The 15954-nt window shown below is 35.9% G+C and carries 10 protein-coding genes and 1 pseudogene; 3 read left to right on the forward strand and 8 right to left on the reverse strand.

Annotated features, from left to right (window positions below; translation table 11 throughout):
• The first annotated feature begins 89 nt into the window (after positions 1-89).
• Positions 90-755 carry an NAD(P)H-dependent oxidoreductase gene (locus GJE18_RS10400; protein WP_060551833.1) on the forward strand — a complete coding sequence of 222 codons (666 nt, stop codon included), beginning with the start codon at positions 90-92 and terminating at the stop codon, positions 753-755.
• A 95-nt stretch (positions 756-850) separates the two neighbouring features.
• Here GJE18_RS10400 and lip read toward each other — a convergent pair.
• Positions 851-2827 (reverse strand): annotated as a pseudogene (lip, locus tag GJE18_RS12360) (YSIRK-targeted triacylglycerol lipase).
• 523 nt (positions 2828-3350) lie between these two features.
• Here lip and nagE point away from each other — a divergent pair.
• Complete coding sequence (gene nagE, locus GJE18_RS10415; protein ID WP_037567362.1) at positions 3351-4820, forward strand: N-acetylglucosamine-specific PTS transporter subunit IIBC; 1470 nt, start codon at positions 3351-3353, stop codon at positions 4818-4820.
• A gap of 130 nt (positions 4821-4950) precedes the next feature.
• Here nagE and GJE18_RS10420 read toward each other — a convergent pair whose 3' ends face one another.
• A complete protein-coding gene (locus GJE18_RS10420) occupies positions 4951-6438 on the reverse strand; it encodes a DUF6056 family protein (RefSeq protein ID WP_107368832.1) in 1488 nt (495 codons plus the stop codon).
• Between the two features lie 30 nt (positions 6439-6468).
• Positions 6469-8334 carry a DUF5776 domain-containing protein gene (locus GJE18_RS10425; protein WP_165886146.1) on the reverse strand — a complete coding sequence of 622 codons (1866 nt, stop codon included), beginning with the start codon at positions 8332-8334 and terminating at the stop codon, positions 6469-6471.
• 535 nt (positions 8335-8869) lie between these two features.
• Between GJE18_RS10425 and GJE18_RS10430 the strand changes: the two genes are divergently transcribed.
• Positions 8870-11035 carry a bifunctional glycosyltransferase/CDP-glycerol:glycerophosphate glycerophosphotransferase gene (locus GJE18_RS10430; protein WP_103346490.1) on the forward strand — a complete coding sequence of 722 codons (2166 nt, stop codon included), beginning with the start codon at positions 8870-8872 and terminating at the stop codon, positions 11033-11035.
• Between the two features lie 85 nt (positions 11036-11120).
• Here the strand turns inward: GJE18_RS10430 and GJE18_RS10435 are convergent, their stop codons facing one another.
• The 5 genes from GJE18_RS10435 to GJE18_RS10455 are packed head-to-tail and all read right to left on the reverse strand — an operon-like array spanning position 11121 to position 15863.
• Complete coding sequence (locus GJE18_RS10435; protein WP_107368830.1) at positions 11121-11825, reverse strand: ATP-binding cassette domain-containing protein; 705 nt, start codon at positions 11823-11825, stop codon at positions 11121-11123.
• Positions 11822-12598 (reverse strand): ATP-binding cassette domain-containing protein, encoded by a 777-nt coding sequence (locus GJE18_RS10440; protein WP_157951759.1) that lies wholly within the window; start codon positions 12596-12598, stop codon positions 11822-11824. The genes GJE18_RS10435 and GJE18_RS10440 overlap by 4 nt, the downstream gene beginning before the upstream one ends.
• 1 nt (position 12599) lies before the next feature.
• Positions 12600-13403, reverse strand: coding sequence for a nickel transporter permease (nikC, locus tag GJE18_RS10445; protein WP_107368829.1), 804 nt, complete (start codon positions 13401-13403; stop codon positions 12600-12602).
• The gene (nikB, locus tag GJE18_RS10450; RefSeq protein WP_107368828.1) at positions 13403-14386 is read right to left on the reverse strand and encodes a nickel ABC transporter permease; all 984 of its coding nucleotides are present in this window, start codon (positions 14384-14386) and stop codon (positions 13403-13405) included. Before nikB ends, nikC begins: the two co-directional genes overlap by 1 nt.
• Entirely contained in the window at positions 14376-15863 is a 1488-nt protein-coding gene (locus GJE18_RS10455) for an ABC transporter substrate-binding protein (RefSeq protein ID WP_107368827.1), read from the reverse strand. The genes nikB and GJE18_RS10455 overlap by 11 nt, the downstream gene beginning before the upstream one ends.
• Positions 15864-15954 lie beyond the last annotated feature (91 nt).

A 15954-nucleotide genomic window follows, 5' to 3' on the forward strand; every position in this document is an offset into this window, starting at 1 on the left:
ATCCTTATGTATATGAAACACTTCATTTTAAATTAAAGTATATCTTTTCTATACTTTAAGTATGAATACTTAAAAGGAGCGAATATTAAATGAAAGATGTACAACAACGGGTGCTTGATGCCTATCATTTTCGTCATGCCATACGGCAATTTGATCCTGTAAAAAAAATAAGTGAAGACGACATGCATACCATTTTAGAAACGGGCCGCTTATCCCCGAGTTCACTAGGATTAGAGCCTTGGAAATTTCTAGTTATACAAAATAAAGATTTACGTGAAGCCCTTAAACCTTATTGCTGGGGCGCACAAAAACAATTGGATACTGCGAGTCACTTTATCCTTATTTTAGCACGTAAAAATGTTCGACCACAAAATGATTACGTCCGTCACATGTTAGAAGTCATTCATCAAATGTCACCAGAAATGGCACAACAAAAATTAGACGCCACTTCTAAATTCCAAAATGAAAGTAATGATTTATATCAAAATGAGCGTACATTACTGGATTGGGCTGGTAAACAAACTTATATCCCACTCGGTAATATGATGACCACTGCCGCAATGTTAGGTATAGATTCTTGTCCTATGGAAGGATTTTTATATGAAGAGGTCGCTCAACTTTTAAGGGATAAAGGATATATCCATACAGATGATTATTATCCGTCTGTCATGGTCGCTTTTGGTTATCGTCTTGACGACCCCACTCGTAAAAAAACACGACGTACATTCAATGATGTCGTTCAATGGATTGATTAAACATAATAACCTCATACTTATACGAAAACCTTCAAATTTTATCATTTTGAAGGTTTTCGCATGTGTTACTTTAAATTCGTCATTCATTATCATTTCTAGACTCTTTCGGCCTTTTCAATACGCATTAAATAATCTGTAATCGAATCATAGAAATTGGTTAATTCTAATGCAGTGTGTTTCGTATCTAAGGCATCATTTCCGATAAAGTCGCTATGATCCCAACCTTTCATGGTCGGCATCACTTGCCACGTCCCTTTATGAAGGTCTGATTTTTCATCTACGTTAATATTGTCTTCGTCAGATGGATGTTGTGAAGAAATTTCAGATACCAAGCCATCATTCGGACGCCATAGTATATCATCTACGCTCCCAATATAATTGCCAGTTAAAATTTTAGTGAATTCCATACCTAAATCAGCGATATGTTTGCCCAATTGTGTCTCATGCGTTGCAACACCTGTGTATGTTTTATAGTAAATATTTGGGTTCAGCTCTGTTTTTTGATTGATTTTTTCTGCCCCTTCTCGTGTTAAATCATACAGACCAGTGTCTTCAGAATCCCAAACTTTACTTTCAGCAATTCGTTTATTATAGTCTGCTAATGATTCACCATCTTTACGCTTAAACCCCCAGTGGTCCATACCAAAGTCAATCGTTCCTAAATGACTCGACATTTGCGCAAAAGAATATAAAATATTACGAATCGTAGGCGTGTTACCAATATCATCAGAGGCATGTGTCCCATTATGTGGCGTTGCAATTGTTGTAATTGACGTGACCATACCATCGTGACCACCTTTAAATAAATCGCTGATGACCCCACCATGTTGTTTTTGATACGCGATTTCAGCAGCATCACCAAAACGCAAATAATGTTCTAATAAACGAATCGTTTGGCCTCCCATACTATGTCAGATAAAATGTACAGGATTTCCTGGTTTCCAGTCCTTTAAAACACCTTGATACGTTTTACCATAGCGATCATGGCCAAATTTCGCAGAATGTGCCGCCCCGTAATCGACACGCCCACCTTTTAAATAATAATAAAGTTCTACCGCACGTTCATGATTGCTCGCAAGCGCACTGACACTCGCTTCATATGTTTCATATCCTGCTTTGCGTAAGTGATTTTGCAGATTCGCTTTTGTACCACCCCAATAATTTTCACCTTTAGCTGCAACTTCTCCTACAAATCCAGTAAAGCCATGAACAAATACAAATGGATCTTTATTCTTAGGTTTTTCTGGGTTTTGAACAGCCTCTGGTGCTGCTTTGACCGTTGGCTTTTTGTCGCCAGCTTGTTGTGTGACGTTATTTTGCGTTGTTGCCGATTTCACTTTTGGTGCTTCTACTTGTGTCGGTTGCGCCGTCATTGTTTTGTCATTTTGGGTTGACACTGAATCTTCAGTCGCAGCGCTTTTTTCATCCTTTTTGTCTTGCGTTGTTGTAGCTGCATGCGGGTCATTGATGATTTTATGGCTAAATTCACGATCTATTGATGGTGGTGTTGTCACTTTAGAAGCAGATTTAGTTTCATGGTGTTCTACGTTAGACGTAGGACGTTCAACAGATTGAGCTTCCGTTTCTACTGATTTATGTGGTTCATCTGACTTTTGAGTAGTTGATGACTGTGGTACTGACGTCGTCGCCTGTACCGCTGATTGCGGATGTTGCTGTGCTTTATCAACTACCGGTGTCTCATGTGTATGACGTGAAGGCTGAACGACTGTTTGAGGTTGTTGCGTTGAGTTCACATCCCTCGCAGGTTGACCTTTTGCTTCTATTGTTGTTGGTGTAACTGCTTTTGTAGTCATTGGCGTTTCTACCTTAGTGGCATCAATATGTTCAGATGAAGCTGTATGTAAAGATGTCGTTTGAGGCTTATGCATGGATGGTGCTGGTTGTGTTGTTTGTGTGCCTTCTATTGTTGTTGGTGCTACTTGTGATGTCGTTTCATGTGCTTCTGCCGCGCCCCCTCCGATGACAAATACAAATGATGCGACCATTACTGAAGCCGCGCCAAACGCCGACTTACGAATTGAAAATGTGTGATGTTGTTTTGTTTCTTTCATTAAACCAATCCCTTCAAAAGTAAAAGTAGCTCCCCACTTCGGCGAGTTTAAAAGTAGTCTACCAAATTTCAATTAAAATATTGTAAAGTTGCCTAACTGTTAGATTTGCATGCGTAACTGTTGAAAAACACTATTTCCTCCAAACAGTTACGCATATTTTTTGCCTAACTGTCAAAACACATTTCCTAAGTGTTCAATTGCACGCTAACTTACCAATTTTAAATATAAAAACATAAAGTCAGTGTTTAATGAATCGTATATATTTCTTGTCTTCATAGCTTTGTCACTGATCTGCTTATTGCATAAAATACGTTCAAACATTATCGAGGCTATTATCTTTGTCCCATTTGATACTTATACATATTAGGTTAATGTCTTCCTGCATGTTTAATTATCCACAATATTACAAATTTGCATATTTTGTATCATGCCTCTATCTAATTTGAAAGCGCTATTATATAATGATTGTGCTTATCAATTGAGCTTGATAGGACTTCATATTTTAGGAATAGAAGGTGTACATATGCTTAACTTTTTACAACGCATCGGTAGATCCTTAATGCTACCTGTTGCTGTCCTTCCTGCTGCTGCTATTTTAATAGCGATTGCAAACACCATCGCAGCGTTTACAAATAATACAAATGCTGCGTATACGTTCTTTTTCAATGCAGGGATGGGTATTATTGGTCAATTAGGATTGCTTTTTGCCATTGGTGTCGGACTTGGTATGGCTAAGAAAAACGACGGTGCGGTAGCGCTGGCCACGGTCGTCGGGTTTTTTACGGTGACAACGTTACTCAAACCCGAAAATGTTGCAGCCTATTTGAACATCGCTGTTAAAGATGTCAATGCCGGTTTTGCAAATATTAACAACGGGAACGTGTTTATCGGTATTTTGGTCGGTTTAATTGCCGCATATGCTTATAATAAATTTGCTTCAACTGAACTTCCGACCGCATTATCTTTTTTCAGTGGGAAACGACTCGTCCCAATTATGACCGCTTTGTTCAGTGTTATATTGGCAGGACTTTTATTATTTGTGTGGCAATTTGTATATTCTGGTTTAGTGAATTTTGGTGAATTTATATTAGGTCTTGGCCCTATTGGTGCAGGCCTATATGGTTTCTTTAACCGCTTACTGATCCCAACAGGATTGCACCATGCATTAAACGCCGTATTTTGGTTTGACGTTGCAGGTGTAAATGATATTGCAAATTTCCAAAGTCAAAAAGGAACTGAAGGTATTACAGGGCGCTATATGGCGGGCTTTTTCCCGATTATGATGTTTGGCGTGCCAGCAGCTGCACTTGCGATGTATCATACAGCTGACTCTAAAAACAAAAAACAAGTCGCTAGTTTAATGTTAGCAGGCGCAATTTCTGCTTTTGTTGTAGGGATTACTGAACCTATTGAATTTGCGTTTATGTTTGTTGCGCCACAGTTATATGTCATCCATGCCTTTTTAACTGGTTTGTCGTTATTTATCGCGGCAACTTTCCAATGGACAGCTGGTTTTTCATTCAGTGCGGGCTTAATCGATTATATTTTATCTTTAATTAACCCAATCGCCCACACACCATTGATGCTTATACTGCAAGGTCTAGTATTTTTCGTCTTGTATTACGTCATATTCCGTTTTATGATTGTTAAATTTAACATTAAAACACCTGGACGTGGTACAGAAATACCTGATCCCGAAGTGAATTTAACGGCAAATGAAACAAATGCGCATCAAACAAAATACTTTCAAACCGCTTCTGACATTCTTGAAGGGCTTGGAGGACATGAAAACATTGTATCACTCACCAATTGCGCAACACGTCTCCGCTTAGAATTACATGATACAACCCTTATGAATGAAGCAAAAATAAAGTCAGCAGGTGCTGTCGGCATTATGAAAAATGGTAAACATCAAGCTCAAGTCATCATAGGTACACACGTACAACAAGTTGCTGATGAAATGGAAGTTCAAATGGAACACCATCAGAAATAAAAAAACGAAGGATCAGGGACATAATTCCTAGCCCCAATAGAATACAAATGAAAAACACCACAAAATCCCATTCAAAGGATCTTTGTGGTGTTTCTATTACGGAACTGATACCTTATGTCTTAGCCTCTTTTTATGAGTCTTTCCCAACTTTAGGTGGGAATTCGAGTTTTATATTTTGAGGTATTTCATAGTACTCTTTAAATATTCTTTTACGGCGCTCCGTTTCAGGTGAAGATCGTTGCATGTAATCTTCAAAAGGTAGACGTTTCATATGATACGTTTTAAGTTTAGGATTTTCAGTAGTAGCATGATGAATTTTTGCAATTCTTGTGTGATCAGAAATTGCAATAATTAAAAACATGATGATATATATACTTGAGAAAGTAATTGCAAAAATTTTAATAAGCCCCTGCCATTGTGGTCCTTCGAAAAACAAATATCGGTATATTAAAAACGCCACCATCACAAATATAATAAATACTGAATAAAAGTTACGTGGTCCAATCGGTTGAACAATTAATAATGGTGCAACCATTATTGGAATTGTAACAAATAATAAAACTATGTACGTCTTTAAACGTTTTGGTACGGATGTATAACACGTTGCCACAATGAGCACACTATAAAATAAAATGGCAATTGTAAAATCCAAGAGTGCAATGGATGTTTCATGTAATTTTAAATTCAAATCAAATGGTATACGTATAAAAAATGTATAAATAGGTGCACTCGCAAGTCCTACAAACAAACTCCATTTAATTACAAGTGATATGTCACTACGATAAAGGAGTATGCCTAATAATATAGCGACAATCAATAATATTAAAATAGATTGATAAATGATATGTTCAGGAAATTGCGTTAAGAACGTTTTTAATATTCTATTTAACAACCCTTCCTCTTTGTTGCCCACTTTTTGATAATCAGACTGTCCACTAAAAATTTTGACATATTGTGGATTGATAAACATTATAATAGCGCCTAATACTGAACTAATTAAAGCGATTAAAAATTGTTTTAAATGTTTCTTATATTGTACATAATAGACTAGTGTCGCAATCAAAATAATTCCAACGTTAAACAATGTCATACTCTCCATGAACCATTGCCCTAATAAAGCAGTGATCATCAAAATTACCATTTCCCACCATAATAATGTTTTATGATACATCAATTTAACACAATACCTTAATATGACAAGCGAGGCAAAAGTAGCAGGTACATAATTGTAAAAACCTGCAAACCATCCATAAATTTGACTATAAATCGTCGCAGGTATGCATAAAATCAAGGTAAACAGAACTAATAAATGGTAGCTAGGCTGGCGATCTTTCCCCAAAATATCATCTGCACTCTTTTGAATAATTAGTAATATACCTATCGAAAATAAAACATAGATGACATAACGAAAAGGTGGGATTCTCGTCGCAATAACTTCAAATGTATTGCCCAAATATCGACCATTCAATGTCGCATAAAATGAATTTAACATTTCTGTACCGTATGATGTTGCCCATTCTAAATCATCATGTGTTAAGGGAGTCAACACACTCATCACAAAATAGAAAAATATAATTGGTACTAAAATACGATAACGTAGTACACGTTCAAGCATCATTCAGATTCGCTTCCTTCTAACACTATATTTCTATACTTCTTTAACAAAATTTTTGTTTGCAGTAAGATATTCGCCATTAATAGTTTTTATTCTCGGAGTATGGTTAGAAGTGTAAATAAGCGTTTCAACCTCAAATCTTTCCCCGACTTTTATGCTACGAATCGGCTCATTTTTAAATGAACGATCCGTATATAATTTGCATCTTTTGATTACTTCTACAAATTGTGGCCGTTCTGTCATATACACCGTCGCATCAACAGATTGAAGCGGTTCAATAAAGTCAATATTGGCCGTTAAAATATGTCCGTCTATTGTTTCTAACCGTGGTATACCATTTGAAGAATTTGTAACTCCTTTAATTTTAAAAAACGTACCCGGTTCTACCACAGATATCATAGTATTAAAGTCAACATCTTGGTACAATTTTATTTTTTTTAAAACAACTACTTTTTCAGGAGCATGTTTAAAATAACGTTTATCCCCAATTTTAATACTATCTAGTGGAGAAAATTCAACTTTAAAAGCTTTTCTTTTCATAACATTTTCTGTTTGCGTAGAGGGGTATGTGGCAAAAACCATTTCTGTATCATACTTTAAATAATCAATAGCAATATTGAATGGTATCTCTGTGTGGAATTGTAATGCTTCAGATGGGATATAAATTTTATTACCTTTTAAACTATAGGGAATTACCATTTCGTTTATATCATTACGCACCTCTACTGCTCTCACACCTCTAATTGACACGCTTTCCGGTTTAAATACCTCTATCACTTCAAATTTTTCACCATTTGATATCTGTGTTCCTTGATATACAGGGTAACACAGGACTTCTATCGTAGGGAATACTCTATTTGAAGTATCAATGTGTACGATTCCATTTTCAATATATCGAGAAAATGTATCATCTTCCACCAACGTTTTCACGAAGTTTTCAAACTCGTAAATTTGATTTTCCTTAAAAAATTGGTAAGCAACTTTATACTTTTCAATCGTAAAAAGTGCATCCATAGGTATTCCTGTTTCTTCGATCAAATCACACGCTTTTTTAAATAATTCATAAAAATCATTTTTATTTGGAGCTTTATTAAAAGTTTTAGTAAAAAAGAAGCGGCTCATAAAATCTAATTCCATAAACCTTGAAACAGCATACATCTTTGCTATATAAGGTATATTTAGATTAATGACTTCTTTTAATAAGCTATAGTTGATTTTAGCTTTTTCAAAGGGTGTAGTTGACTTTACTAAAGAAATATTTTGGCTATAACGATTAACATGATATACAGGTAAAGTAGTCATTGTCGCTGACGCTGCTTTCGATATTAATTCAATAAAAAATAATTTGTCTTCCCCATATTTCCAATGCTTAAATTCTAATTTATGATTTTCAATAAGTGCTTTTTTAAAAATTTTACCCGGTGGACCTACAGCACGAAAAACTTTTTCAATTTCATAAGGTATAAGTCCTGATAAATTGTCGTAAGATTGGAATCGTGCAACTTGAGAGATAGATTTATCGGTATGTTTGAACGTTCGTCCAAATCCAATATCTGAATCGTCTATCTTGACTCGTTCAACAAATTCAGTAAAATATTCATGATCTAACCAATCATCAGCATCTAAAAATGTAAGGTACTCCCCTTGAGCTTGCTCCATACCTATGTTACGTGGTACTGCTGGGCCACCTGTATTTTCTGAGAGTTCAACACATCTTATCATTTCATATTTTGATTCATAGCGCTTTATAATTTCCAAGGAACCATCTGTTGAGCAATCATCTACAAATATAGCTTCAACAGATGCGTGATTTTTCAAGTGAACTAATGATTCGATGCAACGTTCCAAAAATGATGCTTTATTATATACAGGTATAATAACTGAAATTAATTTTCCCACATTTTCACCCACAATTTTGATATTTTTTTAATTTTACCAAAGCTATTAACTTATTAACAACTCTTATCCTCTATTTGAATTTTTTTATAATTTCAATTTGGATATTAATATTAAAGTCATTCATATTTTGAGATACGAAAAATGACTTTATAAATTAGGTATGTATTAAACTTCGATACAACCAAATAAACTCAGGAGTTCAGAGTCTCCTTTTCACACTTATCTTTAGATTCAAATTATACAATTTAATCCAATTCACAAAACAAAAATAATTAACAACAGATTTTTAAGTCTTTTGTTATATTTAAACATATATAAAATGTTATTAAAAACCAATCCCTCCCACTAGCAACTATGTTTACGATTATATTTTATTAAATGTAACCTATAATTAGTATACCAACAATCATTCAAATAAATTTTATCGAACGTATAATCTATATATTGTATATAGGAAAGGATAACCGCTATTTTATATCTTTAATAAATGCTATAATACGAAAGAATTAGTATTGCAAAGAGAGGATGATTCTTTATGAATGCACTATCAATAATAGTGCCATTCTATAACTCAGCAGAGTATATAGAGTCGTGTATTGACTATTTGAAACGCCAACGAAACCAATCATTTGACCTTATTTTTATCAATGATGGTTCTACGGATAACAGTGAACAATTAATGAAGGATGCGCTTAAGGATTACGATAAGGAAATTAAATATGTAAAATTAGACAAAAATCATGGCCATGCGCATGCCAGAAACGTGGGTTTAACACACGTAGAAACACCTTACTTTATGTTTGTAGATGCTGACGACAAATTAGCGACATATGCAGTCAATTTTTATCTTAAGCATTTGAATGGTTTGGATGGTTTAGTTGCTCCAATTCATGAATTTAGCCTTAAGATGCCTCAATTTGTTGATCAAGATCGCGTACAAGTTCAATATTTTGATACAAAAAGTAATCCCAATTCATTTTTAAGAAAACATACAGCTTGTAACATTATTTTTAGAACCGGAATTGTTAAAGCTCATAATATTCAATTCAACGAATCATTGAAAGTATATAGCGATTGGTCGTTTATCCTTGAATACGTTCAATATGTACACAACTTTGTACGTATCACACACTTCCCATTTTACTTTAAGGGAGAAGTTTACGATCCTTTTGAAACGAATACATTATCTGAACAAAGTTTCGACATTTTATTTGAAGACTATGTAAACAGTTTTATCGATGCATTATCCCGAGTAAAAAAAGGACCTGTGCGTGCTTTCATTAAGGAAAAGATGATTCAAAAATTGCATCAAGATTTTATGCCAAATCTAGATGAAACACCACGTCGCAGTCAATTGCATACTGAAGCGCTTATTAAGGTTGCACGTCACTTAAATGTCGCAATCATCACTGAGAAAAAGTTGCTCTTCGGATTAGAAATGCTAGCATTTGCTCTAAGAAAACCCGAACTTGCTTTGCGTATTAACAAATTTCGCTTTATCACGCGTCATGCCAAACGTATTGCATTACGACAAAAAGGAAAAGAACGTTCTGAGTATTTCTTAACAGATAAAGAAGAGAACGTTAATGATAAAACAGTTATCTTTGAATCATTTGGTGGTAAAAACTATAGTGATAGTCCAAAATATATTTATGAATATATGCAACATCATTATCCCGAATTAAATTACAAATGGATACTCAAAGACCCAGAAAATTGTCAGCTTCCTGGCAGTGCATCTAAAGTAAAAAAAGATACTAAAGCTTATTATAATGCATACTCAGAAGCAAAAGTTTGGGTGTCAAATGCACGTATCCCATTGTTTTTAAATAAGAAACCAAATCAAACCTACGTTCAAACTTGGCATGGTACACCTTTAAAACGTCTAGCTAATGATATGAAAGTCGTACGTATGCCAGGTACAACAACATCTCTTTACAAACGAAACTTTAATAAAGAAACATCGCGTTGGGATTATTTAATTTCACCGAACCGTTATTCATCTGAAATATTTAGATCGGCATTTTGGATGTCTCAAGAAAACATTTTAGAAATTGGCTATCCTAGAAATGACATCTTAGTAAACCGCGCAAAAGATGAACAACTTCACAAAGAAATCAAAGAAGAATTGAATATTCCAGAAGGTAAAAAAATCGTCATGTATGCTCCAACATGGCGTGATGACGAATTTATTAAAAAAGGAAAATACACATTCGAATTAAAAATTGATTTGCCTAAACTTCAAGCAACCCTTGGCGACGACTATGTGATTTTATTACGTATGCATTATTTAATTGCGAATGCAATTGATTTAAATGGTTACGAAGATTTTGCAATTGATGTATCTCACTATAATGATATTTCTAGACTATATTTAATTAGTGATGCATTAATTACAGATTATTCTTCTGTAATGTTTGATTATGGTATATTGAAAAAACCCCAATTTTTCTTCGCTTACGATATTGAAAAATATGATAAAAATTTGCGTGGTTTCTATATTGATTATCACAAAGATTTACCAGGTCCTATTTATACAAAAGCGGATGAACTGATTGAAGGTTTAAAACAATTAGATGATATTAAATCTCAATACGCTCCAAATATTGACGCGTTTTATAATCGCTTTTGTTCCATCGAAAACGGTCAAGCGTCTAAAATTATTGGAGATATGATTTATAAAGACATCATGAAAAAGTAAAATTAATAGGTTAAACCACAAGCGGGTGACGTGTTTTAGCACAAATCAAAACGGCTCTAAATTCAAATGAATTTGAGCCGTTTTTTTATTTTATTGGTGGCGGGTCATAAACTTCAATGAATCTTTTTGTTGTCATGCTTCGCGATGCATAAAACATGTCGTCAATATGAAAATCATCAACACAATAACCATCTTCTAATACAACGAAGCGCTCAACGCACTGTGATAAAAAAGCAAGGTCATGTGAGATGATTACGAGCGTTTTGCCCGTGTCGTTATGATATTTGTTCAAATGCTTTATCATATCTTGTTCAACTAATACATCGACATTCGCAGTGATTTCATCACAAACAATTAAATCGGGTTCAACAATCATTGTGCGTATCATATTCAGGCGTTGTAATTGTCCCCCACTCACCTCATAAGGATACCGTCTCACAATATCCGACGGTAATCCAAATTGCTGAATATAATGCATACATCGTTCATGAACACTGCTTTGTCGCGTTGGTGCTAAAATATGTGTTTCTTCTAAAGAATCACCAAGTGTTCGTTTCGCATTAAAGGCCAATGACGCTTGTTGAAAAATCGGCAAGCGTATTTGAAGGTCATGGTGAATAACGCCTTCCGTCGGTCTTTGTATGCCAATAAGCAGGTCTCCTAAAGACGTTTTGCCCGAGCCACTCTCACCGATAATGCCAATTTTTTCACCATCTTTAATCGTTAAATTGATGTGACGTAAACGCCAATGCGCTGTATCACCTAAAGAAACATTTTTTAGTTGAATCACCGAACTTGCCCCCTTTGAATCGCGTGACGGTATTGGAACAATTGTGAGACTAGTGGATGTTCGTGTGCACGATTAAATGTTTTATACGGTCCCGAAGCCACGATTTTACCTTGATCGATAATATACAGATCATCACACAACTGTGCGACATGCGCCAAATCATGTGTGATGATGACTAGCGTAACATCATGCTTTTCAACTAAATGTTGAAGTAATTGAATGATCCGTGCGCCACTTACTACGTCTAACGAAGCTGTGGGCTCATCTGCAATAATCATTTCAGGTTCTAACATCATGACACTTGCGATTGCTAGACGCTGTAATTGCCCACCAGACAACATAAATCGATAGCGTTTTTTTAAATTTAATTCACCTAAACCTACCCACTCCAATGCTTGTTGTATTTTACGTTGTGCGTCAATTTTTGAACTAGGTTTATGGTAGCGATAGAGTTGCTCTAATTGTTTATCTAGCGTGGTGTGATCGTTAAATGTATATAAATAATCTTGACTTACATAACCGATATGCTTACCTAACAATGATTTCAAATCTGTCATATCCGTTGTATGATATTGGAACGCCACATGCTCAATATGCATCGATGATGGTAATTGATGAAATAAGGATTTCGTAAATAATGTTTTACCTGAGCCACTTGGACCTATTAATGCGGTCACACGGTTTTGACGTACAATGAAGTCAGAGATGTCGAGATAACGTTTGGCGTTTTGTGTGACGATAAGTTGCTTAACTTTCAAATGAATCGCAGTCACTTTAATGTCGCTCCCTTTCAAAATAATCTCTTAAAGCATCACCTGTAAGTTGGAAAAGCAGTATCGTTACAGTGATACATAATGCTGGTGCCAATACCATTAGTGGTTTTGATGTCATATAATCTCTACCAGCATTTAACATTGCTCCCCATTCAGGTGTTGGCGGTTGCGCACCAAGCCCAAGAAATGACAGCGCCGAAATGTATAACATGATCTTCCCAAAATCAACAATGGCAATAACGAGCATTGATGAAAAGATGTGTGGACACATATGCTGGGTGAGAATTTTCCAATGCGGCACTTGTAATAATTGTGCCATTTGTACATACTGCGCACGATTTAAACCGGCCACGATTTGACGGGTCAATCGTGTATACGTCATCCATCTTAAGAGCGCCATCGCGATGACTAAATTCCAAATATTAGGTGTTAAAAAACTCGCCATCGCAATCATTAAAATAAATTCTGGTATTCCTAAACCAATGTCGACGATGCGCATAACTAACGTATCCACTTTACCACCCAAATAACCTGAAATCAGACCTAAAGGCACACCGATACATACACTCACCATCAGTGTGAGTAAACTAACAATTAACGTTTGACGTGCTCCAATAACGATTCTTGTAAAAAGATCTCGTCCATAATCATCTGTACCTAGTAAATGCGAAACACTCATCGGTTCAAAAATATGATTAAGTTGCACGTCATATGCTGTTTTCGGATCCACTAGAAACTGCGCAATCACAATGGCGCTGACATAGCCCAATAAAATCCATACTATTTTAGGTATTGCATGTCGCATTACATCCCCTCCTTATGCATAATGTCTATATGATGTTTTGAGGTTTTAACATGCGATTGACGTCGTTTTGGATCTAATTTTGAAACGACATAGTCACCAGCGGTATTACTGAACACTACAACGACACCTAAACATAATACAATGCCTTGAATTACAGGATAGTCGTGCGCGCGAATGCTCTCCATCAAAAATTGTCCTAAACCTGGGATGCCAAAAATATTTTCAATGACCACTGTGCCACCTATGAGGCTCCCCATTGATAATGCAAGCATCGTTATGACTGGGATTAATGTGGGTTTGAGAACGACATGCACTAAAATAAACCATTCGGACACGCCTTTAAAACGCGCCATTTCAACTTCTCTACTTTGGTATAGCGACAATAGAGTTATTCTAATTAACCGCACGTAATAAGCACACATACTTACACTCAATGCCGTCACGGGTAAAATCAAATGCAATGGTGATGAAAATCCTGCAATAGGTAACCATTGTAGGCGAACCGCAAATACATATAATAGTAAAGTCGCTAAGAAAAACGAGGGAACACTGACCGCTATCGACGTCCCTATACGTATCGTATAGTCCAACGTCCGTTGATGATGCCAAGCAGCAGCAATCCCAAGTGGTAGAGATATACATAACACGACAAAAATTGTAAGTAGCGCTAATAGTATTGTCGGTGGTGCATATTGTAAAATCGCTGACATGACATCTGCACCCGTTTGGTAACTGCGTCCAAAATCAAATCGCACAATATGACCTAACCATGAGCGGTACTGGAGTAGAAACGGTTGATTTAAGCCGTGTGCGCGTTGCATATGATCTAATTGTGCTTGAGATACATGAACGTCATTTGCATATAATTGTTGACTAATAGGATCACCAGGCGTGATTTTCATTAGAATAAATGTGATTGTAGATAGCACCCATAAAATCAGAACCATATGTATGAGGCGATGGCGTAACAATTTATTTATCATGATCGATGGCCACCTTTTCATCAATAAGTACAATGTCGTTCGCCGTTGTTTTCAAATAATGTACATGCGCACTTAAAGCATGAATCGTATCATTGTATGAAATATAGCTATTTGGCACTGCAAGTTGAGATTTTTGAATAATTTCATTCGATAATTGATTTCTTTCTCGATGTTGTACCGTATGGTTCAATTGATGTATTAATGTCGCAATTTCACCATTATGATAACCGCCTTTATTAATGCCCCCTTGCTTTAAATAGGCTTGATTAAAAAAGTAACCGGTATCTCCCCGAGGATATGTCCCTATACTATAAAGCGAGGCATCCCATTGTTGTTTATGACTGAGAAAACTTTCAATATCATCCACTTGGCGTAAATGAATATGAATATATGCTTTTCGAGCATCAGATTGTAGTACTTGTGCAATTTTTGAAAGTTCAGGTCGCCCATCATAAGTCATCACGTTAATGTCAAGCGGATGTGCATTGCTATAACCGGCGCGTGCCATAATGTGACGTGCAGCTTCAATATTTTGTTTTGGGCTTTCTTTATGTGAAATAAAATCCAAATGTGAATTAAACGGACCGTTAGCCGGCGTGGCATAACCATGTGATATTGCCTTAACAATGCCGTCTCGATTTATCACCTTGTCTATGGCCTGTCGTACAGAGTATGTCATTTTAGCACTCTCATGGTTATAGAGCACCATTTGAGTCCGATAGCCACTCACATGTTGCACGCGTATAGCTTTATTTGTTTTTAAACGATCGACATTCGTCGCAGGCACATCTGTAATGACATCCGTTGCCCCTGCTTCTAAATGATTCACCCTTGTGAGTCCATCTTCTTGATACGTCACGCGAATACCTTTAAGTTTTGGCTTACCGTTCCAATAATGGCGATTCGGCTTTAGCGTCATCCCTTTTGATGGAGTATATGAAGTAATCTCATAAGGCCCTGTCCCAATCGGGTGTTGCGCAACATTCTCAGTTGCCTCCGTGTCATAAATTGCAGAAAATGGACTTGCCAATTCAGAAATTAATTGTGGATAAGATTCTGACGTTGTAATCGTTAATGACTGCCCGTCCGAGGAAATATGTTTCACAGGCAATGTTGATTTTAATAAGTCTCCTTTGGCTAGTGCTTGTTCTAAACTATGCTTAACTTTTTCTCCAGTTAAACGTACGCCATTTTGGAAATATATGTGAGATTTTAAAGTGAGTTTAAGCGTATGTGGTGTCACTTGTTGATAATGTTTGACTAAATGAGGTTGAATGGTGCCATTATCTGTGACTTTAAAAAGCGTTTCAGTCGCCCCCATTTTGACCGATGCATCGGATTCATAAGGTGCGATATGGGTTGTTTTAAGTGGAAGTTCTACATCTAAAATATCGTCTTCCGCTTTTGACTGCATGCCACATCCTGCTACTAAAACAGGACATAAACACGCAACCAAAAACTTCTGTTTACCAATCATATGTCGTGCCTTCTTTCGTTTAGCTAGGTTAAAGTTAAAAATAAGATTTAAAACACAACAAATATTATATCACAATAATATTTATGTGTTT

Origin of the sequence: Staphylococcus agnetis (assembly GCF_011466855.1) — a bacterium.
GTDB classification, from domain to species: domain Bacteria; phylum Bacillota; class Bacilli; order Staphylococcales; family Staphylococcaceae; genus Staphylococcus; species Staphylococcus agnetis.